The following is a 17,058-nucleotide window of genomic DNA, read 5'->3' as shown; positions in this document are numbered from 1 at the left end:
GTGGGTGGTCCGGTGAGTTTCCGGCCGAAGCCGGGGTCCATCCCCGAGTCCCCGGGCGTCTACCGGTTCAAGGACGCCGAGGGCCGGGTCGTCTACGTCGGCAAGGCCAAGAGCCTGCGCCAGCGGCTCAACTCCTACTTCGCCGACTTCGCGGGCCTGCACCCGCGCACCCAGACCATGCTCACGACGGCCGTGGGCGTCGACTGGACGGTCGTCGGCACCGAGGTCGAGGCGCTCCAGCTCGAATACTCCTGGATCAAGGAGTACGACCCCCGTTTCAACGTCAAGTACCGCGACGACAAGTCCTACCCCTACCTCGCGGTCACCATGGCGGAGGAGTTCCCCAGGGTCCAGGTGCTGCGCGGCGCCAAGCGCAAGGGCACCCGTTACTTCGGCCCCTACTCCCACGCCTGGGCGATCAGGGAGACCGTAGACCTGCTGCTGCGGGTCTTCCCGATCAGGAGCTGCTCGGGCGGGGTGTTCAAGCGGGCCGCGCAGATCGGCCGCCCCTGCCTGCTGGGCTACATCGACAAGTGCTCCGCCCCCTGCGTGGGCCGGGTCACCGCCGAGGAGCACCGGGAGCTGGCCGACGACTTCTGCGAGTTCATGGCGGGCAACACCGGCCGGTTCGTCAAGCGGCTGGAGCGCGAGATGCGCGAGGCCGCCGTCGCGCAGGAGTACGAGCGGGCCGCCAGGCTGCGCGACGACGTCCAGGCGCTGCAGCGGGCGATGGAGAAGCAGGCCGTGGTCCTCGGCGACAACACCGACTGTGACGTGGTCGCCCTGGCGGAGGACCCGCTGGAGGCCGCCGTCCAGGTGTTCTACGTCCGGGGCGGGCGGATCAGAGGTCAGCGCGGCTGGGTGGTCGACAAGGTCGACGAGGGCGCGCCGGGCGAGCTGGTCGAGCAGTTCCTCCTGCAGATGTACGGCGACGCGGCCGCCGAGGCGCTGCCCAGGGAGGTGCTGGTGCCCGTCCTGCCCCCCGACGCCGAGGCGGTCACCGAGCTGCTCGGCGAGTACCGCGGGGCACGGGTGGAGATCAGGGTCCCCCAGCGCGGCGACAAGAGGTCGCTGATGGAGACCGTCGAGCGCAACGCCGTCGAGTCCCTGAAGCAGCACAAGCTGAGGCGGGCCAGCGACCTGACCGCGCGCAGCAGGGCGCTGCAGGAGGTCGCCGACGCCCTCGACCTCGACCAGGTGCCGCTGCGCATCGAGTGCTACGACGTCTCCCACATGCAGGGCACCGACGTGGTGGCCTCCATGGTGGTGTTCGAGGACGGCCTGGCCCGCAAGAGCGAGTACCGCAGGTTCTCCGTGCGCTCCACCGAGGGTGACGTCGCCTCCATCTACGAGGTGATCTCCCGCCGGTTCAAGCGCTACCTGGAGGAGCGCTCCGCCGTCGGGGAGCTCGACGCGCCTCCGGAGACCGATCCGGCCGGGGGGCCGGGCGAGGACCTGCGGACGCCGGGCATCGACCCGGAGACCGGCAAGCCGCGCAAGTTCGCCTACCCGCCCAACCTGGTCGTCGTCGACGGCGGTCCCGCGCAGGCCGCGGCGGCCCGCAGGGCGCTCGACGAGCTGGGCGTGGACGACGTGGCGGTGTGCGGCCTGGCCAAGCGGCTGGAGGAGGTCTGGCTGCCCGGCGACGACCTGCCGGTGATCCTCGCCCGCTCCAGCGAGGCCCTTTACCTTCTCCAGCGGGTGCGCGACGAAGCCCACCGCTTCGCCATCACCTACCATCGATCCAAACGGTCGAAGAGCGTCAAGGAAAGCGCTCTGGACGAGGTCCCCGGTCTCGGCCCGGCTCGCAGGCAGGCGTTGATCAAGCATTTCGGATCGGTGAAACGGCTGCGCGAGGCGACCGCGGCGCAGATCTGCGAGGTTCCCGGGATCGGCCCCTCGACGGCCGAGACGATCGTGTCGGCCTTGAAGGGGCAGAACCCATGAGCGAAAGAGAGCCCGCGTTCGTCCTCGTCACCGGAATGTCGGGGGCGGGGCGGAGCACCGCCGCCAAGGCCCTGGAGGACCTGGGGTGGTTCGTCATCGACAACCTGCCACCCGGGTTGCTGTTCGCCATGGCCGAGGAGGCGGGGCGGGTCAAGCTGGCCGCCGACAAGGTGGCCGCGGTGGTCGACGTGCGCAGCCTGGCCTTCACCAGCGACCTCAACAGCGCGATCGAGGAGCTGGAGGGGCGCGGCGTCGCCGTGCGCGTGGTGTTCCTGGAGGCCAGTGACGAGGAGCTGGTCCGCAGGTTCGAGAACGTCCGCCGCCCGCACCCGCTGCAGAGCGACGGCCGCCTGGTCGACGGGATCGCCCGCGAGCGCGGCATCCTGCGCGAGGTCCGGGCGAACGCCGACCTGGTGATCGACACCTCCAACCTCAACGTCCACGAGCTGCGCGGGAAGATCGTCGCCTTCTTCGGCGGCGAGGACCGCCCCGGCCTGCGGGTCAACGTCGTCTCCTTCGGCTACAAGTACGGCCTGCCCGTCGACGCGGACCTGGTCGTCGACTGCCGGTTCCTGCCCAACCCCCACTGGGTTCCCGAGCTTCGCCCCATGAACGGGCTGGACGCTCCCGTACGGGAGTACGTTCTCAACCAAGCGGGTGCGAAGGAACTCCTCGACGCCTACGAGGAGGTGTTCTCCATCATCGCCTCCGGCTACACCCGCGAGGGCAAGAGCTACGCCACGCTCGCCGTCGGCTGCACCGGCGGCAAGCATCGCAGCGTCGCGATGGCCGAGCAGATCGGCGGCCGGCTGCGCGATAGGGGTGGCATGGAGGTGCAGGTGAGCCATCGGGATGTGGGCCGGGAGTGAACGAAGGTCTGGACGAGGGTCCGAAGGTCGTCGCGCTGGGGGGAGGACACGGTCTGTACGCCTCGCTGTCGGCGTTGCGGAGGGTCACCCCCCGGCTGACGGCGGTGGTCACCGTCGCCGACGACGGGGGGTCGAGCGGCCGCCTGCGCCGTGAGCTCGGCGTGCTCCCCCCGGGAGACCTGAGGATGGCCCTGGCCGCCCTGTGCGGCGACGACGAGTGGGGGCGCACCTGGAGCGAGGTCGTCCAGCACCGCTTCCGCAGCGAGGGCGACCTGCACGGCCACGCGATCGGCAACCTGCTGATCGTGGCGCTGTGGGAGCGGCTCGGCGACACGGTCTCCGGGCTCGACTGGCTGGGGCGGCTGCTCGGCGCGCACGGGCGGGTGCTGCCGATGTCCTCGGTGCCGCTCGACATCGCCGCCGAGGTCGAGCTGGACGGCGAGGTGAGCACGGTACGCGGCCAGGTGGCCTGCGCGCTCACCCCCGGCAGGGTCCGGGCCATCTCGCTGCTGCCCGAGGACCCGCCGGCGTGCCCCGAGGCCGTCCAGGCGGTCCTCGACGCCGACTGGGTGGTGTTCGGCCCCGGCTCCTGGTTCACCAGCGTGCTGCCCCACCTGAAGGTGCCCGAGCTGGCCGAGGCGCTGCACACCACCCGGGCGCGCCGCCTGGTCGCCCTGAACCTCGCCCCGCAGCCGGGGGAGACCGACGGCTTCTCCCCCCAGAAGCACCTGGAGGTGCTGCGCCAGCACGCGCCCTCCCTGGAGATCGACGTCGTCGTGGCCGACACCGGGGTGATCGAGGACCGCGAGGAGCTGGAGAAGGCCGCGGCCGACCTCGGCGGGCGGCTGGTCCTGGCCTCCGTGGCGGACGAGGACGGCTCCCCGCGACACGATGCACAACGTCTTGCCTCCGTCCTGGACGAGATTTTCCGTGAGAAGCGTTGATCCTGGTCAGCGGTGCTCAGGAGTGCGAGAAACTTCTGTGAGCCCGATTCATCTCGGGTCGCATGGGGTCTGTATGGGGGAGGACGAACGCGCATGGCGATGACAGGTGTGGTCAAGGACGAGCTGAGCAGGCTGCCGGTCCTGAAGCCTTGCTGCCGTAAGGCCGAGGTGTCGACGCTGCTGCGGTTCGCGAGCGGGTTGCACCTGGTGAGCGGCCGGATCGTGATCGAGGCCGAGCTTGACACCAATGTCACCGCCCGGCGGCTGATCAAGGACATCGGTGAGGTTTTCGGGCACAAGGCGGAGGTGCTCGTGCTGGCCCCGGCCGGGTTGCGCAAGGGCTCGCGTTACCTCGTGCGGGTCTACCGCGACGGGGAGGCGCTCGCCCGCCAGACCGGCCTGATCGACAACCACGGGCGCCCGGTCCGCGGCCTGCCCCGCCAGGTCGTCGCGGGGGCGACCTGCGACGCCGAGGCGGCCTGGCGGGGGGCGTTCCTGGCGCACGGCTCGCTCACCGAGCCGGGGCGCTCGATGTCGCTGGAGGTCACCTGCCCCGGGCCGGAGGCGGCGCTCGCGCTGGTCGGGTCCGCGCGGCGGTTGAAGATCCACGCCAAGGCCCGCGAGGTGCGCGGCGTCGACCGGGTGGTGGTCCGCGACGGCGACGCCATCGGCGCGCTGCTGACCAGGCTGGGCGCCCACGACAGCGTGCTGGCCTGGGAGGAGCGGCGGATGCGCCGCGAGGTCCGCGCGACGGCCAACCGGCTGGCCAACTTCGACGACGCCAACCTGCGCCGTTCGGCCCGCGCGGCGGTCGCCGCCGGGGCCAGGGTCCAGCGGGCCCTGGAGATCCTCGGGGAGGAGGCCCCCGAGCATCTGGTGATCGCCGGGCGGCTGCGGGTGGAGCACAAGCAGGCGTCCCTGGAGGAGCTCGGCCAGCTCGCGGACCCGCCCCTGACCAAGGACGCCATCGCCGGTCGCATCCGCCGCCTGCTGGCGATGGCCGACAAGCGCGCCCAGGACATCGGCATCCCCAACACCGAGGCCAATCTCACCGTCGACATGCTGGCCCCGTAAATCCTTTTCCGGATCGCGCCACCAAAGGCCGGATCGCGCCACCAAAGGGGCGTGCCGCCGAAGGGGCGCCACCAAAGGGGCGTGCCGCCGAAGGGGCGCCGCCGAAGGATCGCGCCGCTAAAGGGCGCGCCGCCGAAGGATCGCGCCACCAAGGATCGTGCCGCCGAAGGTCGTGCAGCCGAAGGGCTCGTCGCTCAGGGCTGCTTTCTGGGCTCGAAGTAGTTGACGCGGCCGGCCTCGTCCGGTTGCGGGACGGACGAGGCGGCGCGGGCGTCATGGGCCGCGCGGGCGTTCTTGACGCGCCTGTTCACGAAGCTGAAGCCCGCGTAGGCGGCCACCGCCCAGAACAGCAGTGACATGGGGTCGTTCCTGAGGGCGTCGGGAAAGGCGTCGAGAACCCGTACGACGGCGGGGCCGTAACCCTCGCCGGACACTCCCACCCAGACGATGACGGCTCCGGCGATCTGGCCGAGCGCGGCGCCGGCGAGGGAGAGGAAGGCGGCCAGCGGCGGCAGCACCGGGCTGGTCGGCCTGACCGCGATCATGGCGAGGCCGACGAGGAGGCCGACGCCGACGGCGGCGAACCCGATCTCGTACCCGCTGAAGGCGATGAGCGCGCCGTAGGCCGCGGCACCGGCGACGGTGGCCACCAGTCCGATGAGAACGCCTGGTAGGAGCCCGTTCGCCAGGTGTGGATCGTTGTCTGTCATAGAGGTTCCTCTTGGGGTTGGAGGTATTTGCGGTGACGAGTCGGGCACTTTACTTGAATGGTGCGATACCTGTTCGTGGGTTAACGAATAACGGAGCACCCCCTCAAGTGGTCTAGGCCAATTTGGGTCCGATAAGGTTCGTGGTTGAGGTTTCAGCCCGCCCCAAGTCGCCGATCCCGAGAGACCGGCGCATCGACGTACGAGGAGATCGGCACCGTGACCATCCGCGTAGGCGTCAACGGATTCGGCCGCATCGGCCGCAACTTCTGGCGCGCGGTCGCTGCCAGCGGCAAGGACATCGAGATCGTCGCGGTCAACGACCTGACCGACAACGCCACTCTCGCCCACCTGCTGAAGTACGACAGCATCCTCGGCCGTCTGCCGTACGAGGTGAAGAGCACCGCCGACGAGATCATCGTGGACGGCAAGACGATCAAGGCCTTCGCCGAGCGCGACCCCGCCAAGCTGCCCTGGGGCGACCTGGGCGTCGACGTCGTCGTCGAGTCGACCGGCTTCTTCACCGACGCCAACAAGGCCCGCGTGCACGCCGAGAACGGTGCCAAGAAGGTCATCATCTCGGCCCCGGCCAAGAACGAGGACGTCACCGTCGTGATGGGCGTCAACCACGACAAGTACGACCCGGCCAGCCACACCGTCATCTCCAACGCCTCCTGCACCACCAACTGCCTGGCGCCGATGGCCAAGGTCCTCAACGACACCTTCGGTATCGAGAAGGGTCTGATGACCACGATCCACGCCTACACGCAGGACCAGAACCTGCAGGACGCCCCGCACAGCGACCTGCGCCGCGCCCGCGCCGCCGCGATCAACATCGTGCCGACCTCGACCGGCGCCGCCAAGGCCATCGGCCTGGTGCTGCCCGAGCTCAAGGGCAAGCTCGACGGCTTCGCGCTGCGCGTGCCGATCCCCACGGGCTCGGCCACCGACCTCACCGTCGAGGTCGGCCGCGAGACCACCGTCGAGGAGGTCAACGCCGCGCTCAAGGCCGCGGCCGAGGGCGAGCTCAAGGGTTACCTCACCTACAGCGAGGACCCGATCGTCTCCTCCGACATCGTCACCGACCCCTCGTCCTGCATCTTCGACGCGCCCCTCACCAAGGTGATCGGCAACCAGGTCAAGGTCGTCGGCTGGTACGACAACGAGTGGGGCTACTCCAACCGTCTCGTCGACCTCATCGAGCTGGTCGGCGCCGACCTCTGATGAAGGACATCTCCGAGTTCGACGTCGAGGGTCGGCGCGTCCTGGTACGCGCCGACCTCAACGTCCCCCTGGACGGGGACGTCATCACCGACGACGGCCGCATCCGTGCCTCGGTGCCGACGATCAAGGAGCTCGTGGGCAGGGGTGCCCGCGTGGTCGTCGTCGCGCACCTGGGCCGCCCCAAGGGCAAGCCGAACCCGGAATACTCCCTGGCCCCCGTCGCGAAGCGGCTGGGTGAGCTCCTGGGCGCCGACGTCGCCTTCGCCACGGACGTGGTCGGCAAGTCCGCCCGGGACGTCGTGGAGGGCCTCCAGGACGGCCAGGTGGCCCTTCTGGAGAACCTGCGCTTCGAGCCGGGCGAGGAGTCCAAGGACGACGAGGAGCGGGCCGCCTTCGCGGCCAAGCTGGCCGCCCTCGCCGAGGTCTACGTGGGCGACGGCTTCGGCGCGGTGCACCGCAAGCACGCCAGCGTCCACGACGTGCCCGGCCTGCTGCCGCACGCCGCCGGCCGGCTGGTCGTGGCCGAGGTCGAGGTGCTCAGGAAGCTGACCGACGAGACCGAGCGGCCCTACGTCGTGGTGCTCGGCGGCGCCAAGGTCTCCGACAAGCTCGGCGTCATCGGCAACCTGCTCACCAAGGTCGACCGGCTCCTCATCGGCGGCGGCATGGCCTACACCTTCCTCAAGGCCCAGGGCTACGAGGTCGGCAAGTCCCTCCTCCAGGAGGACCAGCTCGACAAGGTGCGGGGCTTCCTCGACGAGGCGGCCAAGCGCGGCGTGGAGCTCGTCCTGCCGGTCGACGTGCTGGCGGCCGTCGAGTTCGCCGAGGACGCCGAGTACGAGGTGGTCGACGCCACCGCGATCCCGGCCGACCGCGAGGGGCTCGACATCGGCCCGCGTACCCGCGAGCTGTTCGCGGGCAAGCTGGCCGACGCCAGGACGGTGTTCTGGAACGGCCCGATGGGCGTCTTCGAGTTCGAGGCCTTCTCCGGCGGAACCCGCGCGGTCGCCGAGGCGTTGATCGGCTCGGAGGCCTTCACGGTCGTCGGCGGGGGAGACTCCGCCGCCGCCGTGCGCAGGCTCGGCCTGGACGAGGACGGGTTCTCGCACATCTCCACCGGTGGCGGGGCCAGTCTCGAATACCTGGAGGGCAAGACCCTCCCCGGACTCGTGGCGCTGGAGCGGTAGAAGTGGACCCACGCGGTGAGCGGAGTGGCCGGTCGACGACCGACGCCGTCCGCGCAGTGATCAGGGAGTGGTGAGCGAACGATGAGCACACCCCGTAAGCCGCTCATGGCAGGCAACTGGAAGATGAACCTCAACCATCTTGAGGCCATCGCCCACACCCAGAAGCTCGCCTTCGCGCTGAACGACAAGGACTTCGACCGGGTCGAGGTGGCCGTGCTGCCGCCGTTCACCGACCTGCGCGGGGTGCAGACCCTGGTCGACGGCGACAAGCTGCGGATCGTCTACGGCGCGCAGGACCTGTCGCAGTACGACGGCGGCGCCTACACCGGCGAGATCTCCGGTGCCATGCTCGCCAAGATCGGCGCCACCTTCGTGCTCGCCGGCCACTCCGAGCGACGCCAGTACCACCGCGAGGACGACGACGTCGTCAACGCCAAGGTGCAGGCGGCCTACCGGCACTCGCTCACCCCCATCCTGTGCGTGGGGGAGGGCCTGGAGGTGCGCCGGGCCGGTGACCAGGTGGCCCACAGCGTCGCCCAGCTCGACGGCGCTCTGCGCAAGGTCAGCGCCGAGCAGGTAGCCTCCATCGTGCTCGCCTACGAGCCGGTGTGGGCGATCGGCACCGGCGAGGTGGCCACCCCGGACGACGCGCAGGAGGTCTGCGGGGCACTCCGGGCGCGACTCGCCGAGCTGTACGACGCCGAAGTGGCCGCCGGTGTCCGTATCCTTTACGGTGGGTCGGTCAAGTCTGACAACATCGCGGGCATCATGGCGCAGCCTGATGTCGACGGTGCCCTGATCGGTGGCGCGAGCCTCGACCCCGGGGAGTTCGTCAAGATTTGCCGTTTTGGCGAATTGTCGAGCTGACTGAGCCATTCGGTGGGTGCGACTTGACAGCACGTCATACCCTCTTAGAGCAAGTTTGAATCGTCACGCCTTCGGCGTACACAAGGGTCGTGCCCGGACGCGGGTCACGCGCACATAGGGAACAGGTCAACGGTGACAATCGGAATCTCCATCGCCCTCATCCTGTCGAGCTTGCTGATGATGCTGCTCGTCCTGCTCCACAAGGGCAAGGGCGGTGGTCTCTCGGATCTGTTCGGTGGCGGTTTCTCGTCGTCGTTCGGAGGCTCCTCCGTGGTGGAGCGCAACCTTGACAGGCTCACCGTCATCACCGGTGTCGTCTGGTTCGTCTGCATCATCGCGCTGGGCCTGCTTCTGCGGCCCTGACCCGGCTTCGACAGGCGTGACAGTGGTTCAGTCCCCGCATCCCCAAGCGGCGGGGCCATCGAGCAAGGAGTTCATCCGTGGGTAGTGGCAACGCGATCCGTGGCAGCCGTGTCGGTGCCGGCCCCATGGGGGAGGCGGAGCGCGGCGAGGCGGCCCCCCGTGTCCGGGTCCCCTTCTGGTGCGCGAACATGCACGAGACGCGCCCCAGTTTCGCCAGCGACGCGGCCGTTCCCGAGTTCTGGGACTGCCCCCGGTGTGGTCTCCCCGCCGGTCAGGACGAGGCCAACCCGCCCGCGCCGCCGCGCAACGAGCCTTACAAGACGCACCTCGCGTACGTCAAGGAGCGCCGCAGCGACAAGGACGGCGCGCAGATCCTGGCCGAGGCCCTGGAGCGGCTGCGCTCCTCCTCACGCCCGATCTACTAGCCGGTTCCCCGGCCCCGTACCGGGTCCGGGAACACCGAGACGCACGCCTGAAAGACCCTCGTGGGAGATCCTCACGGGGGTCTTTCGCGCGCCATGGCCGCGACCAGGTCGTCGGGGGCGAGGTCCGTACGCTCCCCGGGGCGGTGTCACACCCCGGCTAGGGCCTGTTGGGCATGTCCGGCCTGTGTGGCATATCTGATCTGCTAGATGAGTCGCCCATGTGAGAAACGTCTCTCCTTTGCGACATGCCGGACATTTTCTTGGAGCCCATCGCCACCGCCCCCAGGCCGAGCAGGAGGATGACGATGCCGGTGACGACGTTGTTCCAGATGCTCCCCCTCGTCGCCGAGCCGGTGATCCAGGGGGACACGATGGTCCAGATCCCGATGACCGGAGCGACCCAGCTGATCCCGTACGTCCGGCCGTAGGCGGACGCGAAGGCGAGGGCGAGGGCGGCGACCGCGATGCCGGTGACGAGGTTGCTCACGGCGAGCCTGGACAGGCCGTTGAAACCGACCACCCAGGGTGAGATCGCCAGATACAGACCCGCCAGAAGGCCCAGCCCCTCGATGGTCTGGGCCACCGAACTGGAGCCCGCTCGTTCGTACCTTTCCCGCATCTCGATGAGATCGGGGTGGTGTTCCAGACTTGTGGGTCTCGTCATGCCCCATTCCCCCTTGCCGCTCTTCGGTAAATCTCGATTTCCCGCCAAAGCGGATTTGTGCTGATATACCCGACATAAGCTCCAAGCAGCCCAAAAGAGGACAAGTTTGGCTAATGACATCACCGGGACACGGGCTCCGACGGTCTTCCTGGGCGAGCCCGCCCTCTCTTGACCTCCCGCACGGTAGGAGAGGGCCCCGTGGTGAACCGGCGTGGGCGCCGGGGTGGCGCCGGACGTCGTGGGTACGGGATGGGCACACCCCTCGCGCGGACATGGAGAGCCGGGGGAGAACGAGGTTGCCCGGAGGTGACCTTATGGACGAGATGAACGAGAAGACGGGAACGCACGACCACCCGAAGAGCGCGCTGAACCTGCGGCTCTTCCTGGCGACCTTCGGCCTGGTGGTGTGCACGGCCCTCGCCTCCCTCTCGGCTTGGGCCGGGATCACCGCGCTCGCCGTGGCCCTGGCCGTGCTGGCAGCCGTCGCCGTGGTGGACATCGTGGTGGTCGGGATCAGGATCGCCCGCAGACGCCGGCGCGGCGAGCGGCACACCCTCTTCGAGTAGGAGACCGCGCGGACAGGCACGTGCTCGTCACCGGCGGCTCGTCCCGCCGGCCGGGGAGTCGTCCCGATCATCCGTACGAGGTGCGGGGAAGATCCGTGATACATGGGTCTTCCCCGCGCGTACGTGATGCGGGAGACACCGGTGACGGCAGGCAACAACGGGGGTTGTGCGACGGCGGCTTCTGCGGGCGGGCGTCGCGCGGCCGGCCTCACCTCGAAGTACTTCTGAGCCAGGGCTTCGAGGTTCTTCCGGAGCCCTCCGGGATCCCTTCCCGGTCTTTCACCGCGGAGGCTCCGGCGCCCGGTCCGGGGGTTCCGTTCCGGTGCTCCGTCGCCTAGAGGCCCCTCTCACCTCGATCGGTCGTCCAGGGCGAAGGACAGGTAGCGGTCGGCGGAGCGGCGGACGGCCTCGGCGCCGTCGGCATGCACGATCCGCTTCCACCAGCCGCCGTAGACGCGCTCGAAGGAGTAGGGCTCCAGCAGCGACAGGGCGCGGCGGATCGTGCCGGGCCGCTCGGGGATGAGGTTGGGGTAGCTGTACATGAAGCTCACCCAGCGGCGGTCCTGGACCACCTGGAGGATGTCGCCGGAGAACAGGGCGCCCCGGCCCTCCTCGCCGTCGCGCCAGTGCATGACCTGGCCGCCGTCGAAGTGGACGCCCGCGTTGATCAGCGTCAGCCCGTCGAGGATCTCGTGGGTGTCGCCCTCCCAGAACACGACGGAGTCGTCGGGGCGGCCCACCCAGCCGCGGTCGGCCGCGTGGATGTGGACCGGCGCGTCGAAGGCGTGCGCCCACTCCACCATCGAGCCGTAGAAGTGCGGGTGGCTGATCGCGATGGCGTCGATCCCGCCGAGCTCGGTGACCTGCCTGACCAGCTCGTCGTCGAGGTGGGTCACCATGTCCCACAGCACGTTGCCGCCGGGCGTGCGGACCAGCAGCGCCCGCTGCCCGATGGCCGTGGCGGGGTCGGTGCCGACCCCGACCACCCCGCCGCCCTCCTCGGCGACCAGCGGCCGGTGCCCGGTGGCGCGCAGCTCGTTCAGGGAGGTCCAGCGCTGCCCCTCCCAGCCGACGTACTGCCGCTCGTCGTCGCAGATCGGGCAGTCGTCCCGGGGGGCGGCGTACTGGACTCCGCAGGTGACGCAGATGGGCAGATCGTTCACGGAGGCTCCTCGGGTCGTGTTCGTTCCCCACCATAAGATCGCCCGGCCCGCCGGGGCGGCGAGGGGCGTGGGGAGAGGGCCGCGGGCCGGGATCGGTCGCGGGTGTGGCGAGGGGGCTGTGGGACGGCGGGATCGGTCGCGGGTGTGGCGAGGTGCCGTGGGGGCGGCGGGACCGGTCGCGGGTGTGACGAAAGGCTGTGGGGACGGCGGGAACGGTCGCGGGGATGGCCGATCGGTGCGCCCGCAGATTGCGATGGATGTTTATTTAATTTCCCATTCTTTGTGGTGATATATCGGGCGATACGCGGCCTTTATGGCTCGCAAAAGAAAGTATCAGCCGTCTTGACGGCGCCCGTTTGACGCAATAATAATCAACCGTAGGTGCCGCTGATCAGGGAAAATACGGTGCTCGCGGAAATGGCATCACCCGCGAGCGGTCCCTGCGCTCATTGTTCATCGCTGGCAATACCGGCGGCGACAAGCCGTCGTCGAATTCAATCGGCCGTCATTGTCCGCGGCCATCGGCGAGAAAGTGGTGTCACGGTGGTAGAACTCCTGCAACGCGACCTCATCGAGCGCAAGTACGACGTGTGCTTCGGACACGGCGACCAGAACGGCGACGGCATCCTGGAGATGGCCGACTGCATCGCGCTCGGCGCGCGCGTCATCGCCTATCTCGAGGAGCCCTTCGACTCGCCCAAGGCCCTTGAGCTGCTCCGCAGCTTCGGCCAGTTCTGGCAGCACCTTACCGGCAAGCTCGACGCCGACCACGACGGCAAGATCACCCCCGAGGAGTTCAGGGAGGGGATGCGGCAGGCCTGGATCGACGATCCGGGCGGCTTCGAGACGGCGTTCCGGCCGGCCGCGCAGGCCCTGTGGAACCTCTGCGACAAGAACGACAACGGCACGGTCGGGGCGGAGGAGTTCGCCAGGTTCCACAAGGCGTTCGGCACGTCCGAGGAGAACAGCCGTATCTCTTTCGAAAAGCTCGACGTGAACGGAAACGGAAATCTCTCGGTCGACGAGCTCGTCGCCGCATGGAAGGAGTTCTACACGAGCCTCGACCCCGACGCCCGAGGAAACTGGCTTTTCGGCGATATCTGGGAGAAGGATATCTGGGACGGCACCAGGGTGAAACTCTGACCTGTTGAAGGCCCTTTGCCGGCCCGCTTGGGTCTGACAACCCGTTGACGTCGCAAAAGGCTCCCGGCGTGATTTTCCTGCCACGCCGGGAGCCTTTCTTTTCCCCCGGGCCTCTCGGAGCTCGGCCCCTGGACCACCGGAAGGGAGCTTGTGTGACCACCGCCCGCGAACCGATAGCGGTGATCGGCCTGGGATGCCGGTTCGCCGCGGGGATCGACTCCCCGGCGGCTTTCTGGAGATTCCTGCTCGACGAGGGTGACGCGGTCGGCGAGGTCCCGGCCGGCCGGTGGGCGCGCTACGCGGACCGTGGTCCCGAGGACGCGGCGGTCCTGCGCCGGACCACGGCTCGCGGATGCTTCCTCGCCGACATCTCGGGATTCGACGCCGAGTTCTTCGGCGTCTCACCGCGCGAGGCGCGGTTGATGGACCCCCAGCAGCGCATCCTTCTCGAAGTCGCCTGGGAGGCGCTGGAGCACGCGGGCATCCCGCCCGCGAGTCTCGCCGGATCCGACACGGGCGTCTTCGCCGGAGTAGCCGCCGACGACTACGGGCGCCGGTTGCTGGAGGACCTGCCGCGGATCGAGGCCTGGACGGGGGTCGGGGCCTCGCACTGCGGCGTCGCGAACCGCGTGTCCCACGCGCTCGACCTCCGCGGCCCGAGCGTGGCGCTGGACACGGCCTGCTCGTCCTCCCTGGTGGCGATCCACCAGGCGTGCCAGAGCCTGCGGCTCGGCGAGATCCCGCTCGCGCTCGCCGGCGGGGTCACGGTGCTGGCCGGCCCCGGACACAGCGTGGTGCTGGACGCCGCGGGGGCGATCTCCCCCGACGGGCGCTCGAAGTCGTTCGACGCGCGGGCCGACGGGTACGGACGGGGCGAGGGAGCCGGGGTCGTGGTCCTCAAGCGGCTCGGCGACGCCCGGCGCGACGGTGACCGGGTCCTCGCCGTGATCATCGGCGGCGCCGTCCACCAGGACGGCCGGACCGAGGGCATCATGGCCCCCAGCCGCGAGGCCCAGGAGCATCTCCTGCGCCGCGCCTACCGGAGCGCGGGCGTCGGCCCCGGCACGGTGGACTACGTCGAGGCCCACGGAACGGGCACGCCGGTCGGCGACCCCGTCGAGGCGGGCGCGCTGGCCTCGGTGCTCGGCGCGGGCCGCGAGGACGGGGATCCCTGCCTGGTCGGCTCGGTGAAGTCCAACATCGGGCACCTTGAGGCCGCCGCCGGGGTCGCGGGCCTCATCAAGGCCGTGCTCGCGATCGGGCACGGTGTCATCCCGGCCACCCCGATGCTGTCCGGGCCGAACCCGTCCATCCCCTGGGGCGCCAACGGCCTCCGGCTGGTCACCACGACGAGGCCGTGGCTCTCCACCGGCCGTCCCCGGCGCGCGGGAGTCGCCGGGTACGGCTACGGCGGCACGATCGCGCACCTCGTACTCCAGGAGGATCTTCAGGAGGACCACCGAGGAGACCTTCGAGAGGACCTTCGAGAGGACCTTGAAGAGGACCTCCGAGACGCCGTCCCCGTCCTTCCCGCCGTTCGCGTCGTGACCCCCGAAGCCGCGCACGCCGCGTTCTCCGAGGCCGATCACGCCGTACGCCCGGAGGTCAAGCCCGTTCCGGAAGCGGTCCACCCGGCGGTCGCGCGGGCCCGCAGCCGCGTCTCCGAGGTGGCTCCGTGGCGCGGGCCGGTGCGGGTGTACCCGCTGTCGAGTGCGAACCCGGCCGCCGTGCGCCTGGCCGCCGGACGGCTCGCCGACTGGCTCGCCGGCAACGACCGTGCCGACCTGGCGTCCGTGGGCGGGACGCTGGCCCGCCACCGTTCCCACCTGACGGCCCGCGCGGCCGTGGTGGCCGCGGACCGGGCGGAGCTGGTCGGCCGGTTGCGCTCCCTGGCCGACGACACCCCCGGCACGCCCCGGGGCGTCGTCTCCGCCCGGGTGCCGCCAGGAGGGGGGCGCGACCCGGTGTGGGTGTTCTCCGGCCACGGCGCCCAGTGGGCGGGCATGGGCCGGGACCTGCTGGCCGGTGAACCCGCCTTCGCGGAGACGATCGAACGGCTGGACCCGGTCTACCGGGCGGAGATGGGCTTCTCCCCGGTCCTGGCGCTCCGGGCGGGCGAGCTGGGCGGCACCGGGCGCGTCCAGTCGCTGCTGTACGCCGTCCAGGTGGGGCTCGCCGCGCTCTGGCGTTCCGCCGGTGTCCGGCCCTCGGCCGTGATCGGCCATTCGGTGGGGGAGATCGCCGCGGCCGTGGCCGCCGGGGCGCTCGACGCGGCCGACGGGGCCCGGCTGGTCTGCCGCCGCTCGCGGCTGCTGTCCCGGGTCGCCGGGCGCGGGGCGATGGCCATGGTCTCGCTGCCGTACGAGGAGGTGGCCCGCCGGGTGGCGGGCGTCGGCGCGGTGTCGCCGGCCGTCGCCGCGTCGCCGCACTCCACGGTAATGGCCGGTACGCCGGAGGCGCTGGAACGGCTGGCCGCGCGCTGGGCGCGCGACGGCGTCGAGGTCCGGCGGATCGATTCCGACGTCGCCTTCCACAGCCCGCAGATGGACCCGCTCCGTGCCGATCTGCGCGCGGCGATCGACGACCTCCGCCCGGCCGGGCCCGCCGTCCCGCTCTACACGACGGCGCTGCCCGACCCCCGCGACCCGGCCGCGCGGGACGCCTCCTACTGGGGGACCAACCTGCGCGCCCCGGTGCTCTTCGCGAACGCCGTCCTCGCCGCGGCCGAGGACGGCCACCGGACGTTCTTGGAGATATCCGCGCACCCGGTGGTGTGCCACTCGATCGCCGAGACGCTCGAATCGGCGGGAGTCCAGGAGGCCGTCGTGGCGCACAGCGTCCGGCGCGACGAGGACGGACCGCGCGGCATGGCGGGCAACCTCGCCCTGCTGCACTGCCACGGCGTGCCGGTCGACTGGACCGCGCTCCAGGGGGAGGGCGAGCTCGTCGACCTGCCGGCGAACGCCTGGCTGCACGTACGCCACTGGGCCGAGCACGAGCCTCCGGAGACGGCGGGGAGGTCGCACGCGCCGGAGAGCCACACCCTGCTGGGGGCGCGGACGGCGGTGTGCGCCACCTCCCGGGCCGACGTGTGGCGGACCGCGCTGGACCACCCCACCCGGCCGTTCCCCGGCGCCCATCCCGTCCACGGTACGGAGATCGTGCCCGCCGCCGTGCTGCTGAACACCTTCCTCGCGGCGGCGAAGGCGGTCCGGGAGACCGGACAGGACGGGGTGGGGACCCTGCGCGAGGTGGAGATGCGGGTTCCCATCGCCACGGCCGCGTCGCGCGAGCTCCAGGTCGTTCACCAGGACGGGACGCTCAGGCTCTCCTCCCGCCTCACCTCGGGTCGCGGGGAACACCCTCCGGAACCCGGTGCGGACCGCGACCACCGTGATCCCGGCGAAGGGTGGCTCACCCACTGCGTCGCCCTGCTCGGCGACGGGTTCGCGACGTCCGGCGACGTGGACACGGCCGGACGGGACGATGGGGCGTCTCCAGGCCCGGCCGGCAGGCCGGGGGACGAACCGGCGAGCGCGCCGGGGGCTGAGCCGGACGACGGGCCGGACGGCGAGGTCGTCGATGCCGGTTGGGTGGTGGACACGCTCGCCGGAGCCGGCGTGGCGGCCATGGGCTTCCCCTGGCGGATCGAGGAACTACGCCGTGGCCCGGGCACGCTGACGGCACTGGTGGCGGCGGACCCGGAGGGCACCCTGCCCCGGCCGACCTGGGCGTCGATCCTGGACGCCGCGTTCTCGGCCGGAGGCGTCGCGGCCATCGCCCTGGCGGGTCGCGCCGAGCTGCGCATGCCGGTACGGATCGCCGAGGCGACCCTGTCGGAGGACCCGCCGGAGGGGGGAAGGGCCCTGGTCAGCGTGGTCGCCGCCGGGCCGGACACGGTCGACATCCGCGTCG

Annotated in this window: 15 protein-coding genes and 1 pseudogene; 12 read left to right on the top strand and 4 right to left on the bottom strand. The window is 70.6% G+C overall.

Annotated elements, in window-relative coordinates; genetic code table 11:
• The 4 genes from uvrC to whiA all read left to right on the top strand — a co-directional run bounded on the left by uvrC (position 1) and on the right by whiA (position 4,834).
• Positions 1-1,947, top strand: a complete 1,947-nt coding sequence (uvrC, locus tag ACFYWM_RS13735; protein WP_389913627.1) for an excinuclease ABC subunit UvrC — start codon at positions 1-3, stop codon at positions 1,945-1,947.
• Entirely contained in the window at positions 1,944-2,816 is an 873-nt protein-coding gene (gene rapZ, locus ACFYWM_RS13730) for an RNase adapter RapZ (protein ID WP_389913526.1), read from the top strand. Before uvrC ends, rapZ begins: the two co-directional genes overlap by 4 nt.
• A complete protein-coding gene (gene yvcK / locus ACFYWM_RS13725; RefSeq protein WP_389913523.1) occupies positions 2,813-3,760 on the top strand; it encodes a uridine diphosphate-N-acetylglucosamine-binding protein YvcK in 948 nt (315 codons plus the stop codon). Before rapZ ends, yvcK begins: the two co-directional genes overlap by 4 nt.
• Before the next feature lie 93 nt (positions 3,761-3,853).
• A complete protein-coding gene (whiA, locus tag ACFYWM_RS13720; protein WP_329079024.1) occupies positions 3,854-4,834 on the top strand; it encodes a DNA-binding protein WhiA in 981 nt (326 codons plus the stop codon).
• 194 nt (positions 4,835-5,028) lie between these two features.
• Here whiA and ACFYWM_RS13715 read toward each other — a convergent pair whose 3' ends face one another.
• Positions 5,029-5,544, bottom strand: a complete 516-nt coding sequence (locus ACFYWM_RS13715; protein ID WP_389913520.1) for a hypothetical protein — start codon at positions 5,542-5,544, stop codon at positions 5,029-5,031.
• Between the two features lie 216 nt (positions 5,545-5,760).
• Between ACFYWM_RS13715 and gap the strand changes: the two genes are divergently transcribed.
• The 5 genes from gap (at position 5,761) to ACFYWM_RS13690 (ending at position 9,607) form a co-directional block, all read left to right on the top strand.
• Positions 5,761-6,765 carry a type I glyceraldehyde-3-phosphate dehydrogenase gene (gap, locus tag ACFYWM_RS13710; RefSeq protein ID WP_362685673.1) on the top strand — a complete coding sequence of 335 codons (1,005 nt, stop codon included), beginning with the start codon at positions 5,761-5,763 and terminating at the stop codon, positions 6,763-6,765.
• Positions 6,765-7,952, top strand: coding sequence for a phosphoglycerate kinase (locus tag ACFYWM_RS13705; protein ID WP_389913516.1), 1,188 nt, complete (start codon positions 6,765-6,767; stop codon positions 7,950-7,952). The genes gap and ACFYWM_RS13705 overlap by 1 nt, the downstream gene beginning before the upstream one ends.
• A gap of 81 nt (positions 7,953-8,033) precedes the next feature.
• Positions 8,034-8,819 carry a triose-phosphate isomerase gene (tpiA, locus tag ACFYWM_RS13700; RefSeq protein WP_389913513.1) on the top strand — a complete coding sequence of 262 codons (786 nt, stop codon included), beginning with the start codon at positions 8,034-8,036 and terminating at the stop codon, positions 8,817-8,819.
• 132 nt (positions 8,820-8,951) lie between these two features.
• Positions 8,952-9,182 carry a preprotein translocase subunit SecG gene (gene secG / locus ACFYWM_RS13695; RefSeq protein ID WP_030905020.1) on the top strand — a complete coding sequence of 77 codons (231 nt, stop codon included), beginning with the start codon at positions 8,952-8,954 and terminating at the stop codon, positions 9,180-9,182.
• 77 nt (positions 9,183-9,259) lie between these two features.
• Positions 9,260-9,607, top strand: a complete 348-nt coding sequence (locus ACFYWM_RS13690; RefSeq protein ID WP_012892502.1) for an RNA polymerase-binding protein RbpA — start codon at positions 9,260-9,262, stop codon at positions 9,605-9,607.
• Between the two features lie 157 nt (positions 9,608-9,764).
• Here ACFYWM_RS13690 and ACFYWM_RS13685 read toward each other — a convergent pair whose 3' ends face one another.
• Positions 9,765-10,271, bottom strand: a complete 507-nt coding sequence (locus ACFYWM_RS13685; protein WP_389913510.1) for an SPW repeat protein — start codon at positions 10,269-10,271, stop codon at positions 9,765-9,767.
• A gap of 314 nt (positions 10,272-10,585) precedes the next feature.
• Here ACFYWM_RS13685 and ACFYWM_RS13680 point away from each other — a divergent pair, with 314 nt between their 5' ends.
• Positions 10,586-10,837 carry a DUF6343 family protein gene (locus ACFYWM_RS13680; protein ID WP_389913506.1) on the top strand — a complete coding sequence of 84 codons (252 nt, stop codon included), beginning with the start codon at positions 10,586-10,588 and terminating at the stop codon, positions 10,835-10,837.
• A 347-nt stretch (positions 10,838-11,184) separates the two neighbouring features.
• Here ACFYWM_RS13680 and ACFYWM_RS13675 read toward each other — a convergent pair whose 3' ends face one another.
• Complete coding sequence (locus ACFYWM_RS13675) at positions 11,185-12,000, bottom strand: MBL fold metallo-hydrolase (protein WP_389913503.1); 816 nt, start codon at positions 11,998-12,000, stop codon at positions 11,185-11,187.
• 381 nt (positions 12,001-12,381) lie between these two features.
• Here ACFYWM_RS13675 and ACFYWM_RS13670 point away from each other — a divergent pair, with 381 nt between their 5' ends.
• Positions 12,382-13,143 carry an EF-hand domain-containing protein gene (locus tag ACFYWM_RS13670; RefSeq protein ID WP_389913500.1) on the top strand — a complete coding sequence of 254 codons (762 nt, stop codon included), beginning with the start codon at positions 12,382-12,384 and terminating at the stop codon, positions 13,141-13,143.
• A gap of 68 nt (positions 13,144-13,211) precedes the next feature.
• Positions 13,212-16,394, top strand: a pseudogene (locus ACFYWM_RS13665) (type I polyketide synthase); the annotation flags it as partial.
• Between the two features lie 53 nt (positions 16,395-16,447).
• Here ACFYWM_RS13665 and ACFYWM_RS13660 read toward each other — a convergent pair.
• Entirely contained in the window at positions 16,448-17,050 is a 603-nt protein-coding gene (locus ACFYWM_RS13660) for a hypothetical protein (protein ID WP_389913497.1), read from the bottom strand.
• Between the last annotated feature and the right edge of the window lie 8 nt (positions 17,051-17,058).

The sequence above is a fragment of the Streptosporangium sp. NPDC002721 genome (genome assembly GCF_042888905.1).
In the GTDB taxonomy this organism is placed as follows: domain Bacteria; phylum Actinomycetota; class Actinomycetes; order Streptosporangiales; family Streptosporangiaceae; genus Streptosporangium.
Note: the sequence above shows the minus strand (reverse complement) of the source record. Positions and strands in the feature narration are given on the sequence as shown.